Genomic DNA, 26410 nt, shown 5'->3' on the forward strand with positions numbered 1-26410 from the left:
TACTTCCCCTCCTGGGAGGGGGAGGGGCGAGGGGTGGGTTGACTTCTGTACGTCGCCAATCCGACGGCTCCCCTATCTAACTTCTGACTTCGTTAAGGCTCAGAGGCCGTGTATTTTCTATTAGGATAGATAGAAAGAGGTTCAAAAAGTACCTTTGTTTAAAATTTAGCCATTACTTTGATATTGTAAAATTATGACAAATTCTGAAATTCTAGTTAAGAAGGAAAAATTAGAGAACCCACCTTTGGAAATACATTATTTGGGCGATCGCTCTTTGCGTCAGTCAGCAAAGCGTGTGAATAAGGTAGATGATGATATTCGGAAACTGATACGAGAAATGCTCCAAACTATGTATAGTGCTGATGGTATTGGTCTAGCTGCACCCCAGGTGGCTGTCCAAAAACAAGTAATTGTTATAGACTGCGAGCTAGATAATGCTGCTACGCCCCCTCTAGTTTTGATTAATCCTACGATTAAAAGGTATGGTAAAGAAGTTTGTCTTTTCCAAGAAGGGTGTCTGAGTATTCCTGGGGTTTATTTAGATGTTAAACGTCCCGCAATAATTGAAGTTACCTACAAAGATGAAAATGGTCGTCCGAAAACTCTTCAGGCTAAAGAATTATTATCTAGAGCAATTCAGCATGAAATGGACCATCTTCAAGGGGTGCTGTTTGTAGACCGAGTAGAAAATAAATTGGCACTGAATGAAGAGTTGACTAAGCATAAGTTCTCTCCTAAAGCTGTCAAATCTGTTGCTTAAAGTCTCGCAAAATTAATAGACATTTCCAGAAAAGAGGCAACAGGCAACAGGGAGGAAAAATTGATAATTTCTTGATCAGAATTGATTTTATTTTTGATTTTTACCAGATGTCTAATAGACATCTAGGAATAGGGAGTAGTAGGGACGTTGCATACAAAGTCCGTACAAAGTAGGGGGAAATAATTGGGGCTTACCGATCTAATCTAAAAGCATTGACATATAAAGACAAGTGCCTTTTTGGGGTCGAATTGCAGTACCTGGTTTTTAGCTGTTGATGCTCATGCATGGAGCGTATTTTAGGCTCATAGTTGGGCAGAAAAATCCCAAATTGACAATTCTTACTCCTACTTCCTCGCTCATTCCCATTTCTCCCCTCCTGGGAGGGGGAGGGGCGAGGGGTGGGTTGTCTCCTACCCCAGCAAAAAGACTTTCCATCAGCAAACCCTAATTGATGATTTATGTACGGTAATTGATTTTATAGCAAAGAACGAGTTGATGATGAATCTTAGACAGAGAAATTCTTTTCCCACTGTTGCCTGTTGCCTGTTACCTGTTTCCTGCTATATTTTTGATTTTTACCAGATGTCTAATACAAAAGCAATAGTCCAGAAGTTTAAGATTTATTAGTTCTTAACTTTAGTGATTATCATAAAAAATTAAAATAGTCAATATTTTTGGAGAAGAAAGTTATGGTAGGAACTCCTAAATCAACATTGCTTTTGGGTGGGTCTTGTATAGCAGCGATCGCAGCAGTTGGTTCTATTTTTGAGTTATCTTCTGGGGAACCAGAATTAGGTGGTCTAGTAACAGGGATAATTTTGAGTCTGAGCATTCCTCTAGCTACTTTACTCTTTTATTTAGCAATTCAAGACGCTAAGGCGAATCAATAGAAATTAAAGAAGCGGTCAGCACTCAGCACTCAGCAAGATTACTTTTTTTAAAGTGCCAGAAGGGGATAGGGGACACCTCCTAAGATTAAACGACAAGCTAGAAGTCAGAGATTTAAACCCAAGCTTTTAGCAGTCTGAAAGCTGAGTGCTTTTTGCGGAGCATTCTGGTACGGAAAATACGGATCGCTAGTTAAGCAATAAACAATGGACAATACAGCAGATTGCAGGTATATGAGGTACAAATATTGATGATAAAGTCTTCGTAGTGTGGGCATCTTGCCCACAACAGATGTACCCCACTGATATGAAATATGCTGTATAGCAATGTGTGCTGGCATATTTACAAATTACAAGAGGTGTCCAATAGCTAAAAGTCTTATATTATCGGTTTTTTATTCCCCCAGATAAGCTGTTGCCTTCCGGAGCTATTGCCTGTTGCCTGCGCACGGCGCTATATTTAATTGACAATTAATTGTTCATTGCTTATCAATAATTATTTTGACTAAAAATTTTAAAGATATCTAAAAAATGGCATTTCTGCGACAACTGTCTACAAGAGGGGTATACGAGGAAAAGCTCATAAAAAAGTATCTATCTGAGATAGAGGAGATAGTGCTAGGACGCGATCCCAAGTGTCAAATTGTCCTAGAGACAAAATTTTATACAACGGTTTCTCGCCGTCATGCCCTAATTCGTATTCATACCAAACAGGCCAAAACTACTGGTTTAGTATGGGAAATCTGCGACCTCAATAGTTCTAATGGTACTTATATTAATGGACGAAGAATACAGGGAAGTCAAATTTTACAGGTGGGCGATCGTATTCGTCTGGGTTACAAAGGACCAGAATTCATCTTCGATAATTTATCCTACCAAAAATCAACCTTATCAGTATCACAATCAGTAAACTCTACTTCACTTCCTGTCAATTCTGTTCCTAATGTTGAAGATGTTGAAGATACTGAGTCGATAACTTTGACCCAGTTATTTCCTATTGCCTCCACAGGAAAGCAATTAGCTAAAAAAGCCTATCTTTATCCAGGTATTATCACTGTATTTTTTGTGATTTTAATGTTTTTAACCGTGGGTAGAGCAATAGCTTTCAATTTTTTATTAGCAGCTTATATTGCTACTGCTGCTTATTATTTCGTTTATCAACTTTGTGGCAAACAGAAACCTTGGTGGGTATTATTCGGAGTAGCTTTAACAACTGTTATTATCTTATTAAGTCCAATTTTGACATTGTTTATTGGAGTATTTCGTTTTATACTTCCTGGTGATATATCAGTAAATCCTGAGCAAGTTGGCTTTCTTGATTTCCTGATTAGAATGTTTTTTGGCGCGGGATTAATGGAGGAGTTGTTAAAAGCATTACCTGTGTTTTTAGCACTATTAATAGGTCGTAATTTACCTGATCCCTGGCGAAATAAAATTGGTGTTTGGGAACCTTTAGATGGAATTTTATTAGGAACAGCTTCTGCAGTAGGATTTACTTTATTAGAAACTCTGGGACAATATGTTCCGAGTATTGTGGATAGTGCTAGTTTACAATTGGGAGTAGATGCGGGTCAATTGGTAGGATTACAATTGTTAATTCCCAGAATTTTAGGTTCAGTAGCTGGACACATGGCTTATAGTGGTTATTTTGGTTATTTTATTGGGTTAAGTGTTTTAAGACGTCGTAATAGTTGGTTGATTTTGGGAGTTGGTTATTTTACCGCATCTATTCTTCATGCTTTATGGAATGCTTGTGGGATTTTAAATATATTTCTTTTGGCTTTTGTGGGAGTTATTTCTTATGCTTTTTTAGGGGCGGCTATTTTAAAAGCAAGAGTTCTCTCTCCCACAAGAAATGAAAATTTTGCGACTCAGGTTTTAATGAAGTAATATCTAAATTTAATTAAGCAAAAAAATAGATTAATTAACCATAGGCTATATATTTTTGCTTGACCACAGGATTACATTTAACCATCACCACAATTGGACTAATTTCATCAGAAGCTATTTAATTTGATTTGATTGGGGGAGTGTTAATTTAACAATATCACTCAGTGAAAAAAGTGATACAACTGGGCGATAAAAAAACAATAGTTTAAGCTTTCCCAAGAAGTTTGGAAACTATATTATTGTGCTAAATTATCATCATTGTAAATAATACCAATTCCCAAAAATAATGCTATAGTTCATGAGAACTTCAGTTATTAAGTAATTAACTTATATAGAATAACTTTTTTGCTACTTTAAGGTAAGTTAATATCAATTATTATTATGTTTTATTCACCTCCTGGTAGGAGTTAGGAGTGGGTACCCTACTCAAGAAAATATAGAAAAGTTTTTGAGAAATAGTATAACAAATTTGCAATTAATCAAAAGTTGCTTCAAATACTCCAAAGCAATTTCTACTTCCAGCTTTTTGTCTGAAGTAAAAATGCCAGTTATACCTACTCCAGCTTTGAATTTTGATTTTTTCTGAGTAAAAGATTGACTTAGAGGCCAATTAACAAGGGAATGCCAGTCTTCTATTCCTACAACTTCAGACAACTTTTTGAAAGAATCAGGAGAAATAGATGTGCTACTCATAAAGCACTTCAATGTTGATATTGAAACAAATGCTGATTCATACCACTCTTTTTGTGTTTTTTTCCAACTTTTTTTGATTCTAGCTATATTTACTTTTTTAATACCTTCTTCTGAAAGACATATAGAACTTGAAGTTTTTTTTCTGCTCATACAACACCTCCAGTATATGGTCGTTAAATATTGCTATTAGCGTATATTTCTTTGGAAAGAAATTAATGAGTCAGAATATATATAGAACAGAAACAAATGAAAACAAGTAATGTTGCAGTATATTAACTGTACTAACAGACAGAAATAAATTGGCCATAATATATACAAAAAGAGCCAAAATAGAACTAAATTGAATAGTTCAGAGAAAAACATCAATGTGACACCGTTAGTATTGTCACAGTAAAAGTTTGGAGTCATAAAAAAACTTTCAAAATCAACTCAACATTCTCTTTTTTGTCTCAATATTATTGATTGAGGTAAAGTTATCCTGTTTTTTATTAGACCAATTCCCATGCATTAATGCTATACTTCCGATGAACTTCAGTTATTAAGCAATAATAATCGTTTAGTAATGTTTATAACGATTATCGGCATTAAACCAAGATATCTTATGAGATTTGGTATTAGATATCTCCCAATAAATAATCAGTTTTGAAAAATACCGGAGAATAAAAACGGAAAATAACTCTACTCAAGAAAATCAAACATTCCCAAGTTGTATCGAAACCCAGGAAGTGACTCCTATTAATTTAATTTATAAAGTTGCCGACCTGGCAATTGAAAATAGTGATGCTGGTTTAATTCCTGCTGGAGCATTGGGAAGTTCTATTGTTATTTGTGCGATTGCCCACTCAGCAATCAAATTAATCCGCGCATTGCGTTAGTAGAATATTTTTTAAAAGGATATTTGTACAGTCAAAAAATCTAGAAAAACCTCTACTCTATGACCTCCGAATAGAGAAGTTTTCAAAGTACCATTCTTTTGTCAGGAAGGAGGGTAGGGTAGTTAGGTTTTTGATTGGCAAATCACTTACCTATTTGAGGGGTAAATTTTCTAGATTAAGTATAGTGCTATAGTTTTTTTCCTAACTGTGGAAAGACTCTTCTGTGAATAGAAAGCTTTTCAAACCACTATTATCTTTTCGGGAAGGGAGTAACAGCAGTAAGATTTTGGAATTTGCAAATCATTTGTCTATTTGAGGGATAAATTTTCTAGATTAAGTATAGTGCTATAGTTTTTTTCCTAACTGTGGAAAGACTCTTCTGTGAATAGAAAGCTTTTCAAACCACTATTATCTTTTCGGGAAGGGAGTAACAGCAGTAAGATTTTGGAATTTGCAAATCATTTGTCTATTTGAGGGATAAATTTTCTAGATTAAGTATAGTGCTATAGTTTTTTTCCTAACTGTGGAAAGACTCTTCTGTGAATAGAAAGCTTTTCAAACCACTATTATCTTTTCGGGAAGGGAGTAACAGCAGTAAGATTTTGGAATTTGCAAATCATTTGTCTATTTGAGGGATAAATTTTCTAGATTAAGTATAGTGCTATAGTTTTTTTCCTAACTGTGGAAAGACTCTTCTGTGAATAGAAAGCTTTTCAAACCACTATTATCTTTTCGGGAAGGGAGTAACAGCAGTAAGATTTTGGAATTTGCAAATCATTTGTCTATTTGAGGGATAAATTTTCTAGATTAAGTATAGTGCTATAGTTTTTTTCCTAACTGTGGAAAGACTCTTCTGTGAATAGAAAGCTTTTCAAACCACTATTATCTTTTCGGGAAGGGAGTAACAGCAGTAAGATTTTGGAATTTGCAAATCATTTACCTATTTGAGGGATAAATTTTCTAGATTAAGTATAGTGCTATAGTTTTTTCCCTAACTTTGGAAAGACTCTTCTAGCAATAGAGAGATTTTCAAAGCACTATTATCTTTTCGGGAAGGAAGCAACAGGAGTGAGATTTGGGAATTTGCAAATCATCTACCTATTTTCGGGGTAAATTTTCTACATAAGTATAGTGCTATAGTTTTTTCCTGCCGTACATATTATTTTTCTACCTACCAAATTTAGGCCATAACACCTGGACAAAAAAATCATTCAAAATCTTGTTACATTGAAATGCCAGTTGATTTTGATCTAATTCATCTTTAGTAAAATAAGCTAAACGTTGACCTTCATTAAGTTGAATTTGCTTTAAATCTAAGTCTATTTGCTTCCAGAAAACGTAATGTTCTCTATCATAAATATTGTACTTTTGAAAAAAGTTAATATCTGTTAATTCAATTTCGATTTCTTCCCTTATTTCTCTGCATATACATTGTTCAGGAAGTTCACCATTTTCAATAAATCCTCCTAATAAATTCCAAGTATTAGGAAAAGGAATAGAATCTTTATTATCTCTAAGCACGAGTAAAATTTGCTGAGAACTGTTAAACAAAATAATTACACAACCTTGTAATTTGTTCATATTTTTCTTCTATTAGAATATATTTATTTGGGATATTATATAGATGGGATAAATATAGCGATCGCCTAATATCAAATCTGGTAACATGGGTGTAATTATATCTTATAGGGACAAATGGTTATCCGCCCTGACAGGGGTAATAATGGAATATAATTGAGAAATATTTGGCAATGATTGAAAATAGAACATTTTTTTATACATACAGCATATTCCAAATATATGAAGTAAAGAGATTAAAAATTGAATGTTATCAGTGCGGGCATCTTGCCAGCTTCGGGAGTAGATAAACAGAATTTTTACCCTGAAAATAAAAAGTCAAACTATTACCCACCCCAAACAAATAATTATCGGCAGTTGTCTCTAGAAAATTCTCCATATCAGTTAACTTATTACTGTGAAGAATCAGATTTTGCCGAAGTAGATAAACAGAATTTTTACCCTGAAAATAAAAAGTCAAACTATTACCCACCCCAAACAAATAATTATCGGCAGTTGTCTCTAGAAAATTCTCCATATCAGTTAACTTATTACTGTGAAGAATCAGATTTTGCCGAAGTAGATAAACAGAATTTTTACCCTGAAAATAAAAAGTCAAACTATTACCCACCCCAAACAAATAATTATCGGCAGTTGTCTCTAGAAAATTCTCCATATCAGTTAACTTATTACTGTGAAGAATCAGATTTTGCCGAAGTAGATAAACAGAATTTTTACCCTGAAAATAAAAAGTCAAACTATTACCCACCCCAAACAAATAATTATCGGCAGTTGTCTCTAGAAAATTCTCCATATCAGTTAACTTATTACTGTGAAGAATCAGATTTTGCCGAAGTAGATAAACAGAATTTTTACCCTGAAAATAAAAAGTCAAACTATTACCCACCCCAAACAAATAATTATCGGCAGTTGTCTCTAGAAAATTCTCCATATCAGTTAACTTATTACTGTGAAGAATCAGATTTTGCCGAAGTAGATAAACAGAATTTTTACCCTGAAGATAAAAAGTAAAACTATTACCCACCCCAGGGAAATAATTAGGGCTTGCTGATAAAATATAAAAGCACTGATAGATAAAGGTTTTAGCCTTTTTAGGTTGAAAAAAATGCCTGGTTTTCAGTTGAAAACCCTCAAAACTTTAGCATAAAATGCAGAATAATAGCAGAAAAATCACTCTTACAAATATATCCAACTATCTCCTAACTACTCTCTACTCCCCCACTCATCTACTCCTGAAAAAGACTTTTTCAGCAAACCCTAATTATCGGCGGTTATCTCCAGAAAATTTTCTCTAGTCATCAACAATAAGATTATTGATTACCCATCCACATTTATCCGTTAATTCATCCCCATCAATAGTCATATTTTCCAAAAGCAAATAAACCGAATTTTTACCAGCGAGTGAAAAATTCAAGTCAGACAAATCTCCAGGAAAATAATTATTGGCAGTTGTATCAAGCAAATTTCCTTGCTCATCTAAAGAAGAAAACGCAAGAGACAAACCATCACATTCTTGATTCAGAAAATTCAGTTTACCAGTAATTTTTACTGATTCGGATATTTGCCCTAAATAGAGAAAATATTTAGAGGTTTGTTTAGTAGTATCCGAGGGGTCTGTCATTAATTTATAACCATTTTCAGAAATTTGAGTAACTGCCGAATAATTATAAGTAATATAAGGAGATTGATTTAAACTCATCCAGTCTAACTGTCTACCTGGACGTTGAGGAATTTGTTTTTGTACTGCTGATAAAGTTTGTACAGCAGTCGCTACAGAAGTAGGGCGAAATCTTTGATAAAAACTGACAGTAATTCCACCATCTAAGATAAATTCTTCTGGCAATTTTCGGAAATCTTGAGCAATGGGAAAATTTTGAGTAAAAGCATCATAGACAAACTTAACTAAATCTTGTTGCCCTGGTTTTAAGACTTGTTCATCAGTTAATAATACTTTCTGAAATGGGTGAGCAATAACTATATATTGTGCTTCTAATAATTCTGGCAATGGGTAAGTATCGCGGGTGTCAATATGTGGTTTACTTATTGCTCTTAAATTCGGCCAAGTTTCAGGATTAATTATCCGATTAGCGTTTCTAATAATATTGGCATTAAAAAGATTTGAGGAAGCAGCTACATATACTAATTCTCGATTTTTGGCTAATTTACTTAGATAATCGCTCAGACGTAAAACTTCATCATAGTCGGAACGAATTAATGGAGAAAAATTAGTGGCAAATAATGGTCGTAGAGAATGATGAAATTTGCCAATTGTAGTTATGCCAAGGAAAAAATTTCCAAGTAACAATATTCCCGTGAGACTTAAAATGATTAATCTAGTTTTGTCTGGAAAAATATTAATGGTCGTCCAGATAAATGAAGCTAATCCTAAAACTATTATTGGCGTAAAATGTAGAGAGTAATGAATATTGCCATAACGGAGTAAAATCAACCATTCAGCTAAAGAAAAAAATCCGAATAATAAGAGAAAAATAGTAGTGGATGGAATTAAATATTTTGTCAGAACACCAACAGAAAATCCTGTGGCAACTAATAGTAAAGTTATTAATCCATAAAAACAGGCATAACGCCAGAAAATGTCAGGTATTGATAAACTCCAAGCAGCATAAAGAGTTCGATAATTTTCTGTCAAAGAACTTTGGATAAAACCCCAAGCAAAAATTGATATAGTCAGGAAACTACTGAGAGAAATCAGACTAATTTTAATGGCGCTTTCTAAAAGTCTTTTCCAGGAATTATTGACAGAATTGAAAGTAGTCAAAAAGTTAATCATAGTTTGGCAACTAACAGCAGCAAGAAAAGCTATGGCGCTATAAGCAAAATGTCTCCTTAAAACAATAGATATGCCCAAACATAATCCAATGACAGGAATTTGCCACCAAGCAGTCAATCTAATATTTTGTAAGTAAATTAAAATCGCCAATAAAATAAATAAAGTCGCTCCAATATCAGGATATCCTCTTAAACTCGGACTCCAAGTCATAGGTATTAATAAAGCGATCGCTACTGTTGACCAAAATACCCACCGAGAAGGAACTGGAATTAATTTTGTCGCGATAGAACCGACCAGCAAACTAAATGGTAATAAATAGACCAGATTAATACTCAAAATATAAACAATTCTTTGATTACCAAACAGATAAAGAAATGGAATTAACGGCAGCACAACCAAATAATTTTTCTGTTGAGATAAAGAACCTAAAATATCATCAATAGCTCTTTGAGGTGATGCTCGAAATAAATTTGTTAAATTATTTGCTGCGTTCTGATATCCCACAAAGTCCCACCAATAAATTGTATGTTCATGAGATATATATATTGATGTTATGACAGTAATTATCAAAACTACAATTAAAAAAATAATGCTATTAATCAGAAAGCTAGACTGTGAATTAAGTTTAGTATTTAATAATTTGAAAAAAGAGTGATTGTTCATATTTATCCCGAAATTAGATATAGCGCTAGGGAATAGGGAATAGGGAATAGGGTTTTAGGATTGAAAAATGTCCTAAGCAATTCTTGTAGTGCTATAGCTGTGGTCTTGCCATATAATTCTCATATAATTATATTGAGCTAATATCAAACTTTTCTGAATTTTACCGTCTTATTATATCTTTGGAAATATCATTTACAGAAAAAAATTCTTATCCTGTGTGTCACTTTGCCAAAATAGACAGAATTAATTAATGGATAATTTTCCCTGATGAGCGGTAATTTTTTTCCCTTTTCAGTAGTGGAGCTGTTTGGCAAAATTTCACAGAATTTTCTCGCAGAAAAATCTCTTATCTTGTTTGTCACTTGACCAAAATAGCGAGAATTAATTAATGGCAAATTTTCCCTAATCACCGAGAAATTTTTTCCCCTCTTCAGTAGTAGAGATTTTGGGCAAAATTTTACAGAATTTTCTCGCAGAAAAATCTCTTATCTTGTTTGTCACTTGACCAAAATAGCGAGAATTAATTAATGGCAAATTTTCCCTGATGAGGGAGAAATTAGTCTCCTCTTCAGTAGTGGAGATTTTTGGCAAAATTTTACAGAATTTCCCCAGAAAAAATCTCTGACACTGTGTGTCATGTTCTGAAAATAGCGAGAATTAATTAATGGCAAATTTTCCCTGATGAGGGAGAAATTTTTTGCCCTCTTCAGTAGTAAAGATTTTGGGCAAAATTTCACAGAATTTCCCCAGAAAAAATCTCTGACACTGTGTGTCATGTTCTGAAAATAACGATAATTAATTAATGGCAAATTTTCCCTAATCACCCAGAAATTAGTCTCTTTTTCAGTAGTGAAGATTTTGGGCAAAATTTCACAGAATTTCCCCAGAAAAAATCTCTGACCCTGTTTGTCATGTTCTGAAAATGGAGAAATTTGTCTCTTGTTCAGTAGTGGAGCTTTTTGGCAAAATTTCAGAGAATTTTCTCACAGGAAAAATCTCTTATCCTATTTGTCACTTTCTCAAAATAGTCAGAATTAATTGATGGATAATTTTCTCTGATGAGGGAGAAATTTGTCTTCTCTTGAGTAGTAAAGATTTTTGACAAAATTTTACAGAATTTCTCCCAGAAAAAATCTCTTATCCTATTTATCACTTGACAAAAATAGTCACAATTAATTGACTAATAGTTTTTTCTTCTTGCTTCTTCCTTTCTCCCTCTTGCTTCTTCCTTCTTCCCTCTTGCTTCTTCCTTCTTCCTTCTTATGCTAAAGTGAGAAAAAATTCAGCCCTAAGAACAAAAACTACAACAAAAATCCGCAATTGGAAGTATTGACATGAAAGCATTAATTCTCTCTGGTGGAAAAGGTACAAGGTTACGTCCTCTTACTTATACAGGAGCAAAGCAATTAGTACCAGTTGCGAATAAACCTATTTTGTGGTATGGCATTGAGGGTATTATCGCAGCAGGTATTACCGACATTGGCATTGTTATTAGTCCAGAAACGGGAAAAGAAGTACAAGAATTAACAGGAAACGGCGAAAAATTTGGAGCTAATATTACCTATATTCTGCAAGAGCAACCTGCTGGTTTAGCTCATGCTGTGAAAATTGCCCAACCATTTTTGGCAGATTCTCCTTTTATCATGTATCTAGGAGATAATATTATTGAGAGTCAGCTAGAACAATTTTTAGAGACTTTCAAACAAGAACAATTAGATGCTTTAATTTTGCTGCGAAAAGTACCTAATCCCACAGCATTTGGTGTAGCAAAAGTAGATGAAAAGGGAAAAGTTTTAGGGTTAGTAGAAAAACCGAAAGTTCCTCCATCTGATTTGGCACTGGTGGGAATATATTTCTTCTCAAATAAAATCCATAATGCCATTGCTAATATCAAACCTTCAGCTAGAGGAGAATTAGAAATTACTGATGCTATTCAATATTTAATTGACCAACAAACATCCGGTGCAGATCAAGAAATTTCTGTTGAAGCACGTACCTTAGAAGGTTGGTGGTTAGATACAGGTAAAAAAGATGATTTACTCAGTGCTAATCAAATTATTTTAGATACTCGTTTAACTAATTCAGTAAATGGGGAAATAGATTCTCAAAGTCAAATTATTGGGCGAGTAAAAATTGGTGAAAATACTAAACTAATTAATTGTAGTATTCGAGGTCCGGTGATTATAGGAGATAATTGTCACTTGGAAAATTGTTTTATTGGTCCTTATAGTAGTATTGCCGATAATGTAACTTTAATTGATGTTGACATTGAGCATAGTGTGATATTACAAGGAGCAAAAATTATTGAAATTCACCAACGTATTGTTGATAGTTTACTCGGTCGTCGTGCCCAACTAATTAATGCTCCACAACGTCCTAAAGCATTACGATTTATGATTGGTGATGATAGTCAAATAGAATTAACATAATTAGGCAATAGACAACAGGCAACAGGCAACAGGCAACAGGCAACAGGGATAAGGGGATAAGGGATAAAAGTTTCCGAGTTTTTATGTATTTTTAGCATTATTGTAGTGGACTAACACGCCTAAAATGGTGCAATAGTAGGGGCGGGTTCCGCGTTAAGTTAATGGTGTCACCTACGACTAAGTAAACCCGCCCCCGCCCCAATAATCTAATGCATAAAATTAGATGTGTCGGTCCAGTAGGGTGCGTTAGACGGCTAAAATTTAGACTCGGAACGGTATTTAGAAATCCATCGTAACGCACCATTTTAGTCGGTCTAGTAGGGTGCGTTAGACGGCTAAAATTTAGACTCGGAACGGTATTTAGAAATCCATCGTAACGCACCATTTTAGTTGTTTTAGCTTCACTTAACTGAACTTTTACCCCACCCCGAAGGAGAAACTAATATAAAAACTATATACTTTCTCACAGTTAATTACTATTCCACTCAATTAATTCAAAAATTAATCAATTCCATTACATTAACTCCCCAACTATTTCAGGAAATTATTATCATCAATAATTCTACCGATGATAATTCTATTTATCAACTCCAAAAGAACACCACAATTATTATCGACTCAGAAACTAATTTAGGATATGGAAAAGCTTGCAATTTAGGATTAAACTGGATTTATGACCAAAACCCTCAAGCCATAATTTGGTTAATTAATCCCGATGCTTATTTATTCCCGGATTCTCTGGAAAAAGCACATCATTTTTTAGCCAAAAATCCCGAATTTTCCATATTAGGAACAACCGTCTACGAACCCACAGGAAAAGTTTGGTTTAGTGGCGGAAAATTTATTCCTAAAACTGGCAAAATAATTGCTAATGAATTTATCTCCAACACAGAAACATCAATCGCAGATTGGGTGACAGGATGCAGTATGTTAATTAACTTCAAAAACTTTAAAAACTGTCCTGAATTTGATGAAGATTATTTTTTATATTATGAAGATTTTGACTTCTGTAGACGCTATGTAAAACAAGGTCATAAAATTGCCATAACTCAAAAAATATCTGTAATTCATCAACCATCTTCCATTACCAATAAAAATCCCGAATTAAAACTTGAGCATAGCATCTATAGCTACCTATTAAGTTTAGAAAAACATACAAATAAATTAGTTTTAATATATAGATTACTCAGAATTACTATAGCTGCTTTAGTTAAGCTACCAATAAATTATCAAATAGCTCATGTTAAAATCAAAGCAATTAGGAAATTTATCAGATATAATTGTAGGTTGGGTAGAACCAAGTGTTAGCGGAGCTTCCTGAAGGGAAACCCAACAAAGTATCATTTAATTAGGAAGAATTTTTGTCTGATTTGAACCTAGTTTGCTGAAAATTTTGGGTTTATCCTAACGGATAAGCTGGCGCTAACGTTCCTCAACCCAACCTAAACTATTCAAAATTTTTGACTCTAACTATAAATGTCTATAGCTGCTTTAGTTAAGCTACCAATAAATTATCAAATAGCTCATGTTAAAATCAAAGCAATTAGGAAATTTATCAGATATAATTGTAGGTTGGGTAGAACCAAGTGTTAGCGGAGCTTCCTGAAGGGAAACCCAACAAAGTATCATTTAATTAGGAAGAATTTTTGTCTGATTTGAACCTAGTTTGCTGAAAATTTTGGGTTTATCCTAACGGATAAGCTGGCGCTAACGTTCCTCAACCCAACCTACACTTATTGCTGGATTCTTAATCCATATATCCGTGCCATAATCCCTGTGAGCGCAAATGTCTAAGGAACTTCTAATTAATCTATCAGTATTAATTCCAAAACCAACAGGAATATCCATCTACGCTAATAACATCCTGCCACAACTTCAACAACTTAATCCTACCCTGTTAGTAGCCAATAATATTTCCAATTTTAACTGCCATCTAATCCCTAACAACATGACGCCCGCTCAGGGAACAAAAGGTCATTTACGACGATTATTATGGACTCAATTTCAATTATCAAATATCTATAAAAAATTACAAGCAAATCTACTTTTTTCTCCCCTTCCAGAAGCGCCTTTATTTTCTCAGTGTCGTTATATAGTAATGGCTCACGATTTAATTCCTTTACGTTTTCCTAAACCTGCTTCTCGCTTAACTGCTTATTTCAAATATTATATTCCTCAAGTATTAAACCAGGCAGAACATATTATTTGTAATTCTCAAGCAACGGCAACAGATATTACTGATTTTTTCCAAATACCACCTCAAAAAATTACACCTATTCCTTTAGGTTATGACTCTCAAAGATTCCAATTTTTAGACTTACCTACGCAAAATTACTTTCTTTATCTCGGTCGCCATGACCATTATAAAAATCTGCATCGGTTGATAGAAGCATTTGCTAAATTGCCGAATTTTTCCGAGTATGAATTATGGTTTGCCGGACCTACAGATAATACTTATACACCAACATTAAAAACTCAAATTAAAGAATTAGGTTTAACAAAATTAGTCAAATTTCTAGACTATGTTCCTGATTCAGAATTACCCAAAATAATCAATCAAGCGATCGCTCTGGTTTTTCCTAGTCTGTGGGAAGGGTTTGGTTTTCCCGTATTAGAAGCAATGGCCTGTGGTACTCCTGTTATTACTTCTAATATTTCATCCCTGCCAGAAGTTGCGGGAGATGCTGCTATTTTAGTTAACCCGAAAAATGTAGGAGAAATAACAGATGCGATGAATATTATTGCTAAAGATGGAGGAGAGCGATCGCGCCTCTCGACCTTAAGTTTGGCTAGAGCTAAAGAGTTTAGTTGGAAAAAAACTGGTTTAGCTACTAGGGAGATAATTCAGAATTATCTGATTAATAATTTAAGATGATAAGAAAAAAATAGAGCTTTGAAAACTCTATTTTTTCTTGAGAACTATTCAACTATTTGATTACCCAATAAACATTTGCGTTTGTTTTTGTTGTTAGCCACCTTCCATTATTTTCAATACACAACCACTGCCCTTCATAATAATTATTCAGAAAATAAACTTCATCACCATAATTAATAATTGGATCACTATTATCTCTTTTCCGAATAGTCCATTTTTGTTGTTCGTACAAGCCATCATAGTAGTATAGTGCGGGAGTACTCCATGCACCAAGAGTTTTCTTGTCTCCTACAGAAGCTTCGTCGTCTCTATTTTTACTGTGTCTCCATCTTTTATTACTCCACTTCCACCAGACAGTTTAAGTTTTATAGGAGGTTGTGATGTACTAAACTGTGGGAAGTATTCTTCAGGACCTATATCTCCTACCCTTTCTAAAGACGTAAGGATATTTACTGATATGACTCATCAAAGTTCATATAAAAGTTCATATAATTAGGCTTTTCTTCATAGTGAAAATCAACCGTTATTAGCTACCTGCACAAATTGAATCATTTGTCAATCTCATAAAATCTATATGAATATTTATTCAACAAACAATAGACAGCAAGCATTAACGAAGTCAAAAGTCAGAAGTCAGAAGTTAAATATTCCATCTGATCTCCATCTCCCCTACTCCCCAGAGGGAGGCCAGAAACTCCTATAGCAATGTGCGCTGGCATATTTACAAATTGCAGGAGGTGTCCAATAGCTAAAAGTCTTATACTATCCGCAATTTATTCCCCCTATTGCCTTCCGGAGTTGTTGCCTGTTGCCTGCGCGCAGCGCTATACTTCAAAGGCCCAGGAGTAGGCTGGAAAAAAAGCGATCGCCTCCTTCTTAGCTATGGAGCGATCGCCCTTTCATAGATAGACACCCCAGAAATGTTACTTGCAGCGATTAGTGCAGAAGATACAAATTTCACCTTCGTTACAAATATGTGAAGAGAACTAGCGTATTATATCGCGCTCCGTATCGCAAATCGTTAACTAAGTCGAAACTCTCAGGAATTAGGCACTGACAATAAATATAGGGTTTTGTGTTACGCTACCGCTAACACACCCTACTGGACTGACACTATTGCCTGTTGCCTGCACACAGCGCTATAAATAATTCAAAATTATCTATTCAATCAGGAAGTGCTATTCTCTTTCTTGAGAGTGAGAATAACTAAATATTGACGAGGAGTGAAAATTATGGTAGCAATACCATCATTCAAACCAACTTATGGACAAAATACTTTTAACTTATCACCCACAGCAATAACAACAACATTGCCTTGGAACCATACCTTACTGCCCACAACACCCCTATTCGGTACAGATGGCATCCGGGGCAAAGCAGGAGAACTACTAAACGCCCCCCTAGCCTTACAAATAGGCTTTTGGGCAGGACAGGTATTGCGCCAATATTCTCCAAACTGTGGCCTTGTAATTATGGGTCAAGATACCAGAAATTCAGGCAATATGCTAGGAATGGCTCTATCAGCAGGTTTAACCGCAGCAGGGTTAGAAGTTTGGAATTTAGGTTTATGCCCTACCCCTTGTGTTGCTTATCTTACTAGCGTTTCAGAAGCAATAGGCGGGGTAATGATTTCTGCTAGTCATAACCCACCCGAAGATAATGGGATTAAATTTTTTGGTTCCGATGGTACAAAACTCTCTTCAGAATTACAGAAACAAATAGAATCTGGAATTAGAGGAATGGCAGATTTTCCAGCTATTCACAATAACTGGGGACAGCATTACCATAGACCAGAATTAGTCAAGGAGTACCAAGCATCTCTACATTCTCCTTTAATACCAGGACATTTCCAGGGAATGAAAATAGTTCTGGACTTAGCTTGGGGAGCAGCAGTTCATACCGCCCCAGAAGTTTTCCAGGGAATGGGGGCAGAAGTCATTTGTTTACATGACCAACCAAACGGCGATCGTATCAATGTCAACTGTGGGTCTACTCATCTCCATTCCCTGCAACAAGCAGTAGTAGAAAACAAAGCTGATATAGGATTTGCCTTTGATGGAGATGCTGACCGAGTATTAGCAGTAGATTCTCAAGGTCGTTCAATAGATGGAGATTATATACTCTACTTCTGGGGCCAAAGCTTAAGTAAAGCCGGGTTATTGCCAAACAACTTGATTGTCACGACAGTCATGGCCAATTTAGGATTTGAACGTGCTTGGCACAAACAGGGTGGACAAATATTGAGGACTAAAGTAGGAGACCAATATGTTCATGCAGAAATGCAGCGGACAGGCTCAATGTTAGGCGGCGAGCAATCAGGACATATTCTCTGTCCTCACTATGGCCTTACAGGAGATGGTCTAATGACAGCCCTACATTTAGCAGCTCTAGTCAAAAGCTCAGAAGTCTCCCTAGCAGAATTAGTAGACCAAAGCTTCCAGACCTATCCCCAATTGCTCCGAAATGTCCGGGTAGAAGACCGCGATCGCCGAGCTAACTGGAAAAACTGCGAACCATTAGTCAGAGCTATAGAAGAAGCAGAAACAGCTTTAGCAGATGTAGGGCGGGTTTTAGTCCGAGCCTCTGGCACAGAACCACTAATTAGAGTTATGGTAGAGGCAATTAATGCTGAACTCGCAAGCTACTGGACAGAGAACTTAGTTTTAGCAGTCCAGCAATATCTGGCCTAAAACTGACTTAACAATGCCGACAAAACAAAAGTCTAAAAAAAAATCAAAAAGCAAATCAAAAAAGAAAGGCAAACCTGCTGCTCCCCAGGTTAGCAAAAAGGAATTAGCTGCCAGAAAGCGCCAAAGAGCTAAACAAATTCAGCAGGTTATTGGCGCTCTTGTTACTTATGGTGGTCTTGGTCTTGTTATTGGTATAACGTTATTTTTCATAGCGGAGCCAAAAATAGCCCTCGCTGGTGGTGGTGGTGTGGCAGTTTTAGGTTTTTCCTTCAAGTATCCAATTTTAGGACTTTGGGCCTTCCTAATTTATATGCCCTTTGCTGGCACTGTGACTTACTGGATCGGTGGAGGAAGTCCCATTTTTCAGTTAGCAAAAGATGGCTTTTTCATTCCAGCAATGATTGGCATTGGTATGTGGTGCAAAAAAACAGGAAATCCATTCATCATTCCCAAGGTAGTGAAAAATCCCTTATACATTTTATTGGGCTTTTGTCTACTTACTTTACTATTCGTTAATGGTGCTCAACAGTTGGAACCACCAGACCCACTCAGACCAAATGTTAATGAACAAGTTAATGAACAACCAATATTGATGGGAATATTGGGACTCAAAGCATTGATCGGCTACCTACCTTTAATTACAGGTGCTTACTATAAACTCAAAACTAAAAAAGAATTATTACTTGCTGCGCGTCTTACACTAATTTTAGCTATTATCTGTTGTTTACTTGGTATAGTACAGTACCAATTTCTCAGTTCAGGTAAGTGTAAAGGTACTCGTGGTTTTACTGGACAACAACTATTTAGAGCAACTCTAAAAGCTAAATGTTTAGTAGGAGGCGCTCTATTATTTAGTCCTAGTCAGGGTGTGATTCGTTTACCGGGTACTTTTGTTGCACCTTGGCAGTGGGGATGGTTTTTGATTTCTAATGCTGCCTTTACCTTTGCAGTTGCTTTTAGTGACCCCTCTCCTATCTGGCGAATAGGAGGTTTATTTGGAATGGCAGTGGTTTTTGTTAATGCAGCTATTAGCGGTCAAAGAATTGCTCTAGCTCTGGTTCCCACAGTAACTATAATTCTTCTGGTGCTGACAGGTCAGATCGCTAACCTCAAAAGGTTTCTTCCTATAGGTATTGGACTAGGTGTTGTACTGGGAGGAGTAATAGTATCCAATCCTGTAGTTGTTCAGGAGCGGATAGATAGTTTTGTTAGTCGCTGGCAAGCTGCACCACCCACTGCTTTTATTACCGGACAATTTCACGAAGTCAGCCATGTAGGAGTTTTGGGCAAAGGGTTAGGACGGGCTACTAATTCAGCCCGAACTTTTGGTAGAACTAGGTTAATTGAGACTTATTATCCTAAGTTAATTTATGAAATAGGACAGTTCGGCGCAATTGCAATGTTAGTCTTGCTAACCACTATTACTTTTACTAGTTTCAAAGCTTATCGCTCTGTTAAAGACAAGAGTCTACGCAGTTATGGTGCATGCTATTGGGTTTTTGTTTTGATTATTAGCTACAACACTTATTACTATCCTCTAGATGTAGATCCAGTTACGGTTTATTACTGGTATTTTGCTGGAGTAGTTCTGAGGTTGCCAGCAATTGATAAACAGGAACAAGCAAGAATTAAAGCGGAAGAAGAAATGGAAAATGGTAAATAAGAAGGAGAAAAATGAACGCACAATCTCTAAAAGAAAAAAATCAACAATTAGCTATTCCTATTTCTGTTGTCATTCCTACCTATAATCGTGAAGAAGCTCTGGTAGATACGATCGCGGATGTTATTGCACAAGACTATCCTAATTTTGAAGTTTTGGTAGTTGACCAAACTGCTACTCATAAACCAGAGACTCAAGCTTATTTAGAAGAACAAGCAAGTTCTGGAAAAATTAAATTGTTCCGTCTGACTTGGGCGAGTTTACCAGGGGCAAGGAATTATGCGGTCAGACATTGTAGTGGCGAAATAATTCTTTTTATTGATGATGATGTACGCTTGGAAAAAGGATTTTTGGCTGCCCATGCTCGTAACTATGTTGATCGCCCAGAAGTAGGAGCAGTGGCGGGACGAGTATTCGATCGCATGAAATTAGGAGATTCTGGTGGAGAGCTGGAAATAGAAGATTTACCCCCTGAAGCATCAGACCCCGGTATTGCTTGGTATCATATCGATTTGGTACATACAGTTAAGGCTCAACGAGTGATATCAGCAAGAGGTTGTAATATGTCTTATCGCCGAGATATTTTTACTAAGTATGGTCTGAGTTTTGATGAGCGGTTTCGAGGTAGTGCAGTACGGGAAGAGTCAGATTTTTGTTTGAGGTTACGACAAACTGGTTATCAGGTTTGGTTTGACCCAGAAGCTTCTCTAGTTCACTTGGGTGAAGAAAGTGGAGGTTGTCATGATATTTCAACGCGATCGCTCAAATATCAAGTTACTTTTTATCACAATCACTTTTTCATGGGATTAAAAAATCTGACTCTTAATCAATGTCTGCGTTTCTTTGCCAAATTATTTGATTGTCATGTGTTGGGCAACCCTCCTTGTTATAAAGGTGGCTCCCCTATCAAAATAATTACCCGTGGAGGTTTCTATACTCTTGGTTTTTTGAGTGCTGTTCAAACAAAGGTTAAATCTATTTGGGATGATGGGCAAATTTATACAAGGGAACAGGGAATAGGGAACAGGGAATAGGGAACAGGGAACAGGGAGGAATAATTGATAATTTATGGATAATAATTGATTTTACTGTTGATTTTTGGAGATGTCTTTAAAGAAAGTTAAAAATTAGAAATAAGTAGAGACTTTGTATGCAACATCAGTCCATAGGTTGAAGTAAAAAAATCAAGAATTAACACGCTATTTATTATGAAATTTATCGATCCTAAAACAGATTATGCCTTCAAAAAAATCTTTAGTTCTGCACAGAGTAAAGATATTATAATTAGTTTTCTCAATGCACTACTTTATGAAGGTCAGAATACTATCCGTGACTTAGAATTTATTGATACCTATGAACCTGGGTCAGTAGCCATTCTCAAAGATTCATATTTAGATGTGAGGGCTAAACTTGATAATGGCTCTACAGTGATTATTGAAATGCAGGTTTTAAATATCGAAGGTTTTAATAAACGAGTTATTTATTATGCTGCAAAAGTTTATGTTAATCAACTCCAGCGAGGTAAAGTTTATACAGGTCTAAAACCAGTAATTTCTTTAACTATTGCTGATTTTACGATGTTTAAGGAGAGTGAAAAAATTATTACACGCTTTGCATTTAAAGAATGGGAGAATTCTTTTGTTTATCCAGACAGCGATATAGAACTATTTTTTGTGGAGTTACCTAAATTTAAGAAAAAATTGGCAAATTTAGAAAATATTACAGATAAATGGCTCTACTTTATGAAACATACTAATAGTTTGGAGGTCGTACCGGAATCAATGGAAGTAGTTCCTGAAATTAGTCAAGCTTTTACTATTGCTAATGAGGCTAATTTAACTATAGATGAATTGCAACAATTGGAAAAGCAAGAGCAATTTCTTCTTGACCGGAAAGGGGCAATTGCTTTTAGTAAAGAAGAAGGTCGTGAAGAAGGGAAAATAGAAGGTCGTGAAGAAGGGAAAAGGGAATTAATTATAAATTTAATAGAGCGTTTATTAGGAACAATTGATTCCAATATAAAAGAACGCTTTAATCAATTATCAAATAGGGAATTAGAAGAATTAAGTCAGGTAATGTTAGAGTTCAAAAATATATCTGATTTAGTAGCTTGGTTAGAGCAAGTCAGAGATGAAGAGTGACACAAATAGGTAATAAATAGGGAAACTATTTTTTTGATAAAAAATCAATATTTAAGTCATACTAAGAGAAAGTAAAAATAATACTGCTGACTTCAATTTTTTTCTGAAAACTTCTAACAAATACTCCTTCATAAATACTAAATCACCCAATAATAACCATGAAAATATTAGTAGCGAGCCACACCTATATTGTTGATTTAAACCGGGAAAAATTACGCGCTTTAGCTCAACTTGAACCGGGTATTGAAGTTATGGTTGTTGTTCCTAAACGTTGGAATCCAAAAGGAGTACAAAGTCAAATAGTTGAAACCCAATTTATTGATGAAGGTTCTTTTCAAGTAGTACCTATTTCTAATTACAGCGAAAATAATCAAGCTTTACTGACTTTTGGTCCTGACTTAATTAGTTTACTAAGAAAATTCAAGCCCGATATTATTCAAGTAGAACAGGGTTCTAAAGCTTTAACTTATGCTCAATTTATTACTTTTAATAAACTTTTAGGACTCAAAGCAAAAAATCTCTTTTTTACTTGGTGGAATCTACCTTATGAACTTAAGTTTCCCATTTCTTTACTAGAATCTTATAATCTCAAAAATACTGATGGAATTGTTGCTGGAAATAAAGATGGAGAAGATATTTTAAGAGAACGAGGCTACAAAGGGCCGATTAAAGTCATGCCTCAATTGGGAGTAGATGAAAGTTTGTTTAAACCAGAAACACAACCAGAATTAAAAGATAGTTTGGGAATTAAAACTGATGATTTTGTGGTGGGTTTTGTAGGTCGTTTTGTTGAGGAAAAGGGCTTACTCACATTAACTGAAGCCTTGGGAGGTTTACAAGAAAAACCTTGGAAATGGTTATTATTAGGAAGGGGTGAATTACAATCAACTTTATTAGAAAAAGCAGCAAAATTAGGAATTAAAGAGAGGCTAATTTTAGTAGAAAGTGTTCCCCACGACCATGTACAAAAATATATTAATCTGATGAATACTTTAGTATTGCCATCAGAAACTACTTATAAGTTTAAAACTTTAACTTCTGTGGGTTGGAAAGAGCAATTTGGTCATGTTTTAATTGAAGCAATGGCTTGTCAAGTGCCTGTAATAGGTTCTGATTCTGGAGAAATTCCTTATGTAATTGGGGATGCTGGTTTGGTATTTCCAGAGGGAAATGTTGAGGAATTGAGAAGTTGTTTAATGCAGTTGATGGAGCAAAAAGAATTAACTGAGGAATTAGGGAAAAAGGGTTATGAAAAAGCAATGAATCAGTATACAAATCAAGCTTTAGCCAGACAGTTATTTAATTTTTATCAGGAGTTAGTATAGTTTTTTTGATAGCGCTATATTATACAGCGGTTTTCATTTTGGTAGACTACTATTAACAATTAAATATTCCTAGTGCGGGCATCTTGCCCGCCATAGCATCTTGCCCGCCATAACATCTTGCCTGCTATGGGTGTACCTCACCCCTAGTGGAATCTGCTGTATGTATTACTGAATACAAATTTTGAGAATATTAAATTCGTATCAATCCCAGGATTAAGCTGTAGGATAATTGTATAATGGTATTTTACAATAATCTAGGTATTGCTGTCAGGGCTACGACTAACAGATATACTAGATTTTTGTCCAATACATATCAATAAATCACATCGAATGTCCAATATTTACTTTGATTCTGAAAATAATTCCAAATCTTTTGAATTACCAGGTGCTAAACCCCATTATAACCCTGATAGTCCAGGCAAAGTAGAACATATTTTCCTCGATCTAGAACTCGACATTCCTAATCACAGTTTTCATGGCAATTGTATCATTAGTTTAAACCCTGTACGGAGTGGGATTGATAAATTAACTCTTGATGCAGTTGAATTAGAAATTAAATCTATAAAAGTTAACGACACTGAACAAACTTTTGACTATGACGGCGAAGAATTACAGATTTATCTACAACCAACGACTGAAGCAGGTAAACGAATAAAAGTAGCGATCGCCTACGCGGCCAACAACCCTCAACGAGGGATCTATTTCATCACTCCTGACAAACATTATCCAAACAAACCCACCCAAGTCTGGACTCAAGGCGAAGACGAAGACTCTCGTTACTGGTTTCCCTGTTTCGACTACCCCGGTCAACTATCGACATCAGAAATTCGTGTCAAAGTACCCCATAAATTTATTGCTATCTCCAATGGTGAACTTATTAACACCGAAGAAAGTGAAGATAACAAAACTTATCATTGGATGCAAAAACAAGTTCACCCTACATATTTAATGACTTTAGCAGTGGGTAAATTTGTCGAATTTAAAGATGAATGGAATGGTATACCCGTTACTTATTATGTAGAAAAAAAACGTCAAGATGATGCTCTACGAACTATGGGCAAAACTCCCCAAATGATAGAATTTTTTAGTCAAGAATTTGGCTATAAATATCCCTATCCTAAATATGCTCAAGTTTGCGTTAATGAATTTATTTTTGGAGGGATGGAAAATACCTCTACAACTTTACTAACAGATAGATGTTTACTAGATGAAAGAGCAGCTTTAGATAATCGTAATTCTGAAAGTTTAGTTGCTCACGAACTTGCCCATCAATGGTTCGGCGATTTAATTGTAATTAAACATTGGTCTCATGCCTGGATTAAAGAAGGAATGGCTACCTATTCAGAAGTATTATGGACAGAGCATGAATATGGTCAAGATGATGCTGCTTATTATCGATTGAAAGAAGCTCGAAGTTATATTGCTGAGGATAAGTCTCGCTATCGTCGTCCGATTGTTACTAATGTTTATCGGGAAGCAATAGAGCTTTATGACCGTCATCTTTATGAAAAAGCTGCTTGTGTTTATCACATGATTAAAACTGAATTAGGAGATGAATTATTTACAAAAGCTATTCATACTTTTGTGGAAAATAATGCTCATAAAACGGTGGAAACTATCGATTTATTAAGAGCAATTGAACAGACAACAGGACGGAATTTATTATTCTTATTTGACCAATATGTTTTTCGGGGCGGTCATCCTGATTATCAGGTTAATTATGTTTGGGATGGTGATAGTAAATTAGCTAAAGTAACAGTTAAACAAACTCTGGTAAATAATGATAAAAATGGGGATTCAAGTAAAGAATTATTTGACCTAAAAATTCCTATTGCTTTCGGTTATCTCAAAGAAGAAAAGCCAGAATTGACAACTTTTACTGTACGAATACATGAGCAGGAACAAACCTTTTATTTTCCCCTGGCAGAAAAACCAAAATTTATCAGCTTTGATGTTGGTAATAACTATCTCAAAACAGTGAAATTGGCATATCCATTGGCGGAGCTAAAAGCACAATTACAATTCGATCCAGACCCTATATCTCGTATTTATGCTGCCGAAGCGTTGGTGAAAAAGGGTGGTTTAGAAGTTGTGAAAGTATTATCAAAAGCGCTGATAGAGGAATCTTTTTGGGGCGTGCGTGTTGAAGTAGTGAAGCAACTGGCAAAAATTCAACTAGACCAGGTCTTTGATAGTTTGGTTACAGGTTTAAACGACGAAGATGCTCGCGTGCGTCGTGCTGTGGTGGAAGCACTAACACAAATAAAAACCAATAAAAGTTATCAGCAACTAAAATCTATAGTGAAAAATGGCGATGCTAGTTATTATGTAGAAGCTGCTGCTGTGTCTGGAATTGGGGATATTGCTGCTGCCAATGCTAACTCCGATCAAAAGCCAACTCAGGAAAAGGTAATTAAATTGTTGAAGTGGGTATTGGCAGAAAAACGGGGTTGGAATGAGGTCGTGCGTTCTGCTGCTATATCAGCGTTGAGTAAGATGAAGACTTCTGAAACTGCTCTAAATCTGATTTTGAAATATACTGTTCTTGGCGTACCGCAGACGTTACGTTTGAGTGCTATTCGGTCTCTAGGGACAATTTCTACTGCTCAGTCTCCTGTTAATTTGGAACGTATTTTGCAACGACTAACGGAATTATCACGGGAAAATTTTTTCTTAACTCAGATGTCTGTAGTAGCTGCTTTGTCGCAAATGGAAACTGCTACAGCGATTTCAATTTTGCAGAGTATAGTCGATCAAACTACTGATGGTCGAGTACGTCGTCGAGCTGAGGAAGCGGTACAGAGAGTGCAGAAAAATATTGGTTCTGATAAGGCTTTGAAACAGTTACGTCAGGAATTTGATAAGATTAAAAAGGAAAATCAGGAATTGAAAAGTCGTTTGGAAAATTTGGAGGCTAAGGCTAAAGAATAAAGAAGGTTGTAGGTGGTAGGTATTAGGTGGTAGGTGAAAAGTCTGAGGAAAATATGGGTCTCAAGCATTGTTCTTGTCATATCAAGTTCTACTGATTAACCACAATATAAAAAGATAAAAAAGATGGCATACTCCTCAAGAGTCATCTTAAGATGACTTAAACTATTAGCCAAGGATTTAAATCCTTGGCTTGGCGAACCATATCATCCGCCAAGAAATTTA

General features: G+C 35.4%; 19 protein-coding genes. 14 read left to right on the forward strand and 5 right to left on the reverse strand.

The features are described 5' to 3' along the window. Nucleotides 1-193: 193 nt before the first annotated feature. Nucleotides 194-760: a peptide deformylase gene (gene def, locus D5R40_RS03210; RefSeq protein WP_124142885.1), complete on the forward strand. Its 567-nt coding sequence runs from the start codon at nucleotides 194-196 to the stop codon at nucleotides 758-760. A 264-nt stretch (nucleotides 761-1024) separates the two neighbouring features. Here the strand turns inward: def and D5R40_RS34470 are convergent, their stop codons facing one another. After that, on the reverse strand, nucleotides 1025-1195 hold the full coding sequence (locus tag D5R40_RS34470; RefSeq protein ID WP_161564918.1) for a hypothetical protein: 171 nt from the start codon (nucleotides 1193-1195) through the stop codon (nucleotides 1025-1027). A 254-nt stretch (nucleotides 1196-1449) separates the two neighbouring features. Between D5R40_RS34470 and D5R40_RS03215 the strand changes: the two genes are divergently transcribed. Then, on the forward strand, nucleotides 1450-1650 hold the full coding sequence (locus tag D5R40_RS03215; RefSeq protein WP_124142883.1) for a hypothetical protein: 201 nt from the start codon (nucleotides 1450-1452) through the stop codon (nucleotides 1648-1650). Between the two features lie 528 nt (nucleotides 1651-2178). Beyond that, a complete protein-coding gene (locus D5R40_RS03220) occupies nucleotides 2179-3537 on the forward strand; it encodes a PrsW family glutamic-type intramembrane protease (protein ID WP_124154224.1) in 1359 nt (452 codons plus the stop codon). A 426-nt stretch (nucleotides 3538-3963) separates the two neighbouring features. On the opposite strand, the gene D5R40_RS03225 is transcribed toward D5R40_RS03220, so the two are convergent. Next, complete coding sequence (locus D5R40_RS03225) at nucleotides 3964-4380, reverse strand: hypothetical protein (RefSeq protein WP_124154225.1); 417 nt, start codon at nucleotides 4378-4380, stop codon at nucleotides 3964-3966. A gap of 575 nt (nucleotides 4381-4955) precedes the next feature. On the opposite strand from D5R40_RS03225, the gene D5R40_RS34475 reads away from it, so the two are divergent. After that, entirely contained in the window at nucleotides 4956-5105 is a 150-nt protein-coding gene (locus tag D5R40_RS34475; RefSeq protein ID WP_161564919.1) for a hypothetical protein, read from the forward strand. Between the two features lie 1167 nt (nucleotides 5106-6272). Here D5R40_RS34475 and D5R40_RS03230 read toward each other — a convergent pair. After that, nucleotides 6273-6686, reverse strand: coding sequence for an NUDIX domain-containing protein (locus D5R40_RS03230; protein ID WP_124154226.1), 414 nt, complete (start codon nucleotides 6684-6686; stop codon nucleotides 6273-6275). Nucleotides 6687-6926: 240 nt separating this feature from the next. Here D5R40_RS03230 and D5R40_RS03235 point away from each other — a divergent pair, with 240 nt between their 5' ends. Beyond that, nucleotides 6927-7694, forward strand: a complete 768-nt coding sequence (locus D5R40_RS03235; RefSeq protein WP_124154227.1) for a hypothetical protein — start codon at nucleotides 6927-6929, stop codon at nucleotides 7692-7694. A gap of 280 nt (nucleotides 7695-7974) precedes the next feature. Here D5R40_RS03235 and D5R40_RS03240 read toward each other — a convergent pair whose 3' ends face one another. After that, on the reverse strand, nucleotides 7975-10137 hold the full coding sequence (locus D5R40_RS03240; RefSeq protein WP_124154228.1) for a hypothetical protein: 2163 nt from the start codon (nucleotides 10135-10137) through the stop codon (nucleotides 7975-7977). 1334 nt (nucleotides 10138-11471) lie between these two features. Between D5R40_RS03240 and D5R40_RS03245 the strand changes: the two genes are divergently transcribed. The 3 genes from D5R40_RS03245 (at nucleotide 11472) to D5R40_RS03255 (ending at nucleotide 15441) form a co-directional block, all read left to right on the forward strand. Further along, nucleotides 11472-12566, forward strand: coding sequence for a glucose-1-phosphate thymidylyltransferase (locus D5R40_RS03245; protein WP_124154229.1), 1095 nt, complete (start codon nucleotides 11472-11474; stop codon nucleotides 12564-12566). Between the two features lie 453 nt (nucleotides 12567-13019). Continuing rightward, nucleotides 13020-13874 carry a glycosyltransferase family 2 protein gene (locus tag D5R40_RS41835; protein WP_124154230.1) on the forward strand — a complete coding sequence of 285 codons (855 nt, stop codon included), beginning with the start codon at nucleotides 13020-13022 and terminating at the stop codon, nucleotides 13872-13874. 478 nt (nucleotides 13875-14352) lie between these two features. Beyond that, the gene (locus tag D5R40_RS03255; RefSeq protein ID WP_124154231.1) at nucleotides 14353-15441 is read left to right on the forward strand and encodes a glycosyltransferase family 4 protein; all 1089 of its coding nucleotides are present in this window, start codon (nucleotides 14353-14355) and stop codon (nucleotides 15439-15441) included. 52 nt (nucleotides 15442-15493) lie between these two features. On the opposite strand, the gene D5R40_RS03260 is transcribed toward D5R40_RS03255, so the two are convergent. Then, nucleotides 15494-15673 (reverse strand): hypothetical protein, encoded by a 180-nt coding sequence (locus tag D5R40_RS03260; protein ID WP_124154232.1) that lies wholly within the window; start codon nucleotides 15671-15673, stop codon nucleotides 15494-15496. A 1000-nt stretch (nucleotides 15674-16673) separates the two neighbouring features. On the opposite strand from D5R40_RS03260, the gene glmM reads away from it, so the two are divergent. The 6 genes from glmM to D5R40_RS03290 all read left to right on the forward strand — a co-directional run bounded on the left by glmM (nucleotide 16674) and on the right by D5R40_RS03290 (nucleotide 26188). Then, complete coding sequence (gene glmM, locus D5R40_RS03265; protein ID WP_124154233.1) at nucleotides 16674-18131, forward strand: phosphoglucosamine mutase; 1458 nt, start codon at nucleotides 16674-16676, stop codon at nucleotides 18129-18131. A 13-nt stretch (nucleotides 18132-18144) separates the two neighbouring features. Further along, nucleotides 18145-19794, forward strand: coding sequence for a hormogonium polysaccharide biosynthesis protein HpsL (hpsL, locus tag D5R40_RS03270; RefSeq protein ID WP_124142877.1), 1650 nt, complete (start codon nucleotides 18145-18147; stop codon nucleotides 19792-19794). Between the two features lie 11 nt (nucleotides 19795-19805). Then, nucleotides 19806-20825: a hormogonium polysaccharide biosynthesis glycosyltransferase HpsN gene (gene hpsN / locus D5R40_RS03275; protein WP_124142876.1), complete on the forward strand. Its 1020-nt coding sequence runs from the start codon at nucleotides 19806-19808 to the stop codon at nucleotides 20823-20825. A 174-nt stretch (nucleotides 20826-20999) separates the two neighbouring features. Continuing rightward, on the forward strand, nucleotides 21000-21932 hold the full coding sequence (locus tag D5R40_RS03280) for an Rpn family recombination-promoting nuclease/putative transposase (RefSeq protein WP_124142875.1): 933 nt from the start codon (nucleotides 21000-21002) through the stop codon (nucleotides 21930-21932). 158 nt (nucleotides 21933-22090) lie between these two features. After that, nucleotides 22091-23257: a hormogonium polysaccharide biosynthesis glycosyltransferase HpsO gene (hpsO, locus tag D5R40_RS03285; RefSeq protein ID WP_124142874.1), complete on the forward strand. Its 1167-nt coding sequence runs from the start codon at nucleotides 22091-22093 to the stop codon at nucleotides 23255-23257. A gap of 330 nt (nucleotides 23258-23587) precedes the next feature. Then, nucleotides 23588-26188: a M1 family metallopeptidase gene (locus D5R40_RS03290; RefSeq protein ID WP_124142873.1), complete on the forward strand. Its 2601-nt coding sequence runs from the start codon at nucleotides 23588-23590 to the stop codon at nucleotides 26186-26188. The last annotated feature ends 222 nt before the right edge of the window (nucleotides 26189-26410 follow it).

The organism is Okeania hirsuta (assembly GCF_003838195.1).
Taxonomy (GTDB): domain Bacteria; phylum Cyanobacteriota; class Cyanobacteriia; order Cyanobacteriales; family Microcoleaceae; genus Okeania; species Okeania hirsuta.

Excerpts from the sequence above, each read along its gene's own strand:
- def (WP_124142885.1), top strand. The coding sequence starts at position 194 with ATGACAAATTCTGAAATTCTAGTTAAGAAGGAAAAATTAGAGAACCCA.
- D5R40_RS34470 (WP_161564918.1), bottom strand. The coding sequence starts at position 1,195 with ATGGAAAGTCTTTTTGCTGGGGTAGGAGACAACCCACCCCTCGCCCCT.
- D5R40_RS03215 (WP_124142883.1), top strand. The coding sequence starts at position 1,450 with ATGGTAGGAACTCCTAAATCAACATTGCTTTTGGGTGGGTCTTGTATA.
- D5R40_RS03220 (WP_124154224.1), top strand. The coding sequence starts at position 2,179 with ATGGCATTTCTGCGACAACTGTCTACAAGAGGGGTATACGAGGAAAAG.
- D5R40_RS03225 (WP_124154225.1), bottom strand. The coding sequence starts at position 4,380 with ATGAGCAGAAAAAAAACTTCAAGTTCTATATGTCTTTCAGAAGAAGGT.
- D5R40_RS03230 (WP_124154226.1), bottom strand. The coding sequence starts at position 6,686 with ATGAACAAATTACAAGGTTGTGTAATTATTTTGTTTAACAGTTCTCAG.
- D5R40_RS03240 (WP_124154228.1), bottom strand. The coding sequence starts at position 10,137 with ATGAACAATCACTCTTTTTTCAAATTATTAAATACTAAACTTAATTCA.
- D5R40_RS03245 (WP_124154229.1), top strand. The coding sequence starts at position 11,472 with ATGAAAGCATTAATTCTCTCTGGTGGAAAAGGTACAAGGTTACGTCCT.
- D5R40_RS03255 (WP_124154231.1), top strand. The coding sequence starts at position 14,353 with ATGTCTAAGGAACTTCTAATTAATCTATCAGTATTAATTCCAAAACCA.
- glmM (WP_124154233.1), top strand. The coding sequence starts at position 16,674 with ATGGTAGCAATACCATCATTCAAACCAACTTATGGACAAAATACTTTT.
- hpsL (WP_124142877.1), top strand. The coding sequence starts at position 18,145 with ATGCCGACAAAACAAAAGTCTAAAAAAAAATCAAAAAGCAAATCAAAA.
- hpsN (WP_124142876.1), top strand. The coding sequence starts at position 19,806 with ATGAACGCACAATCTCTAAAAGAAAAAAATCAACAATTAGCTATTCCT.
- D5R40_RS03280 (WP_124142875.1), top strand. The coding sequence starts at position 21,000 with ATGAAATTTATCGATCCTAAAACAGATTATGCCTTCAAAAAAATCTTT.
- hpsO (WP_124142874.1), top strand. The coding sequence starts at position 22,091 with ATGAAAATATTAGTAGCGAGCCACACCTATATTGTTGATTTAAACCGG.
- D5R40_RS03290 (WP_124142873.1), top strand. The coding sequence starts at position 23,588 with ATGTCCAATATTTACTTTGATTCTGAAAATAATTCCAAATCTTTTGAA.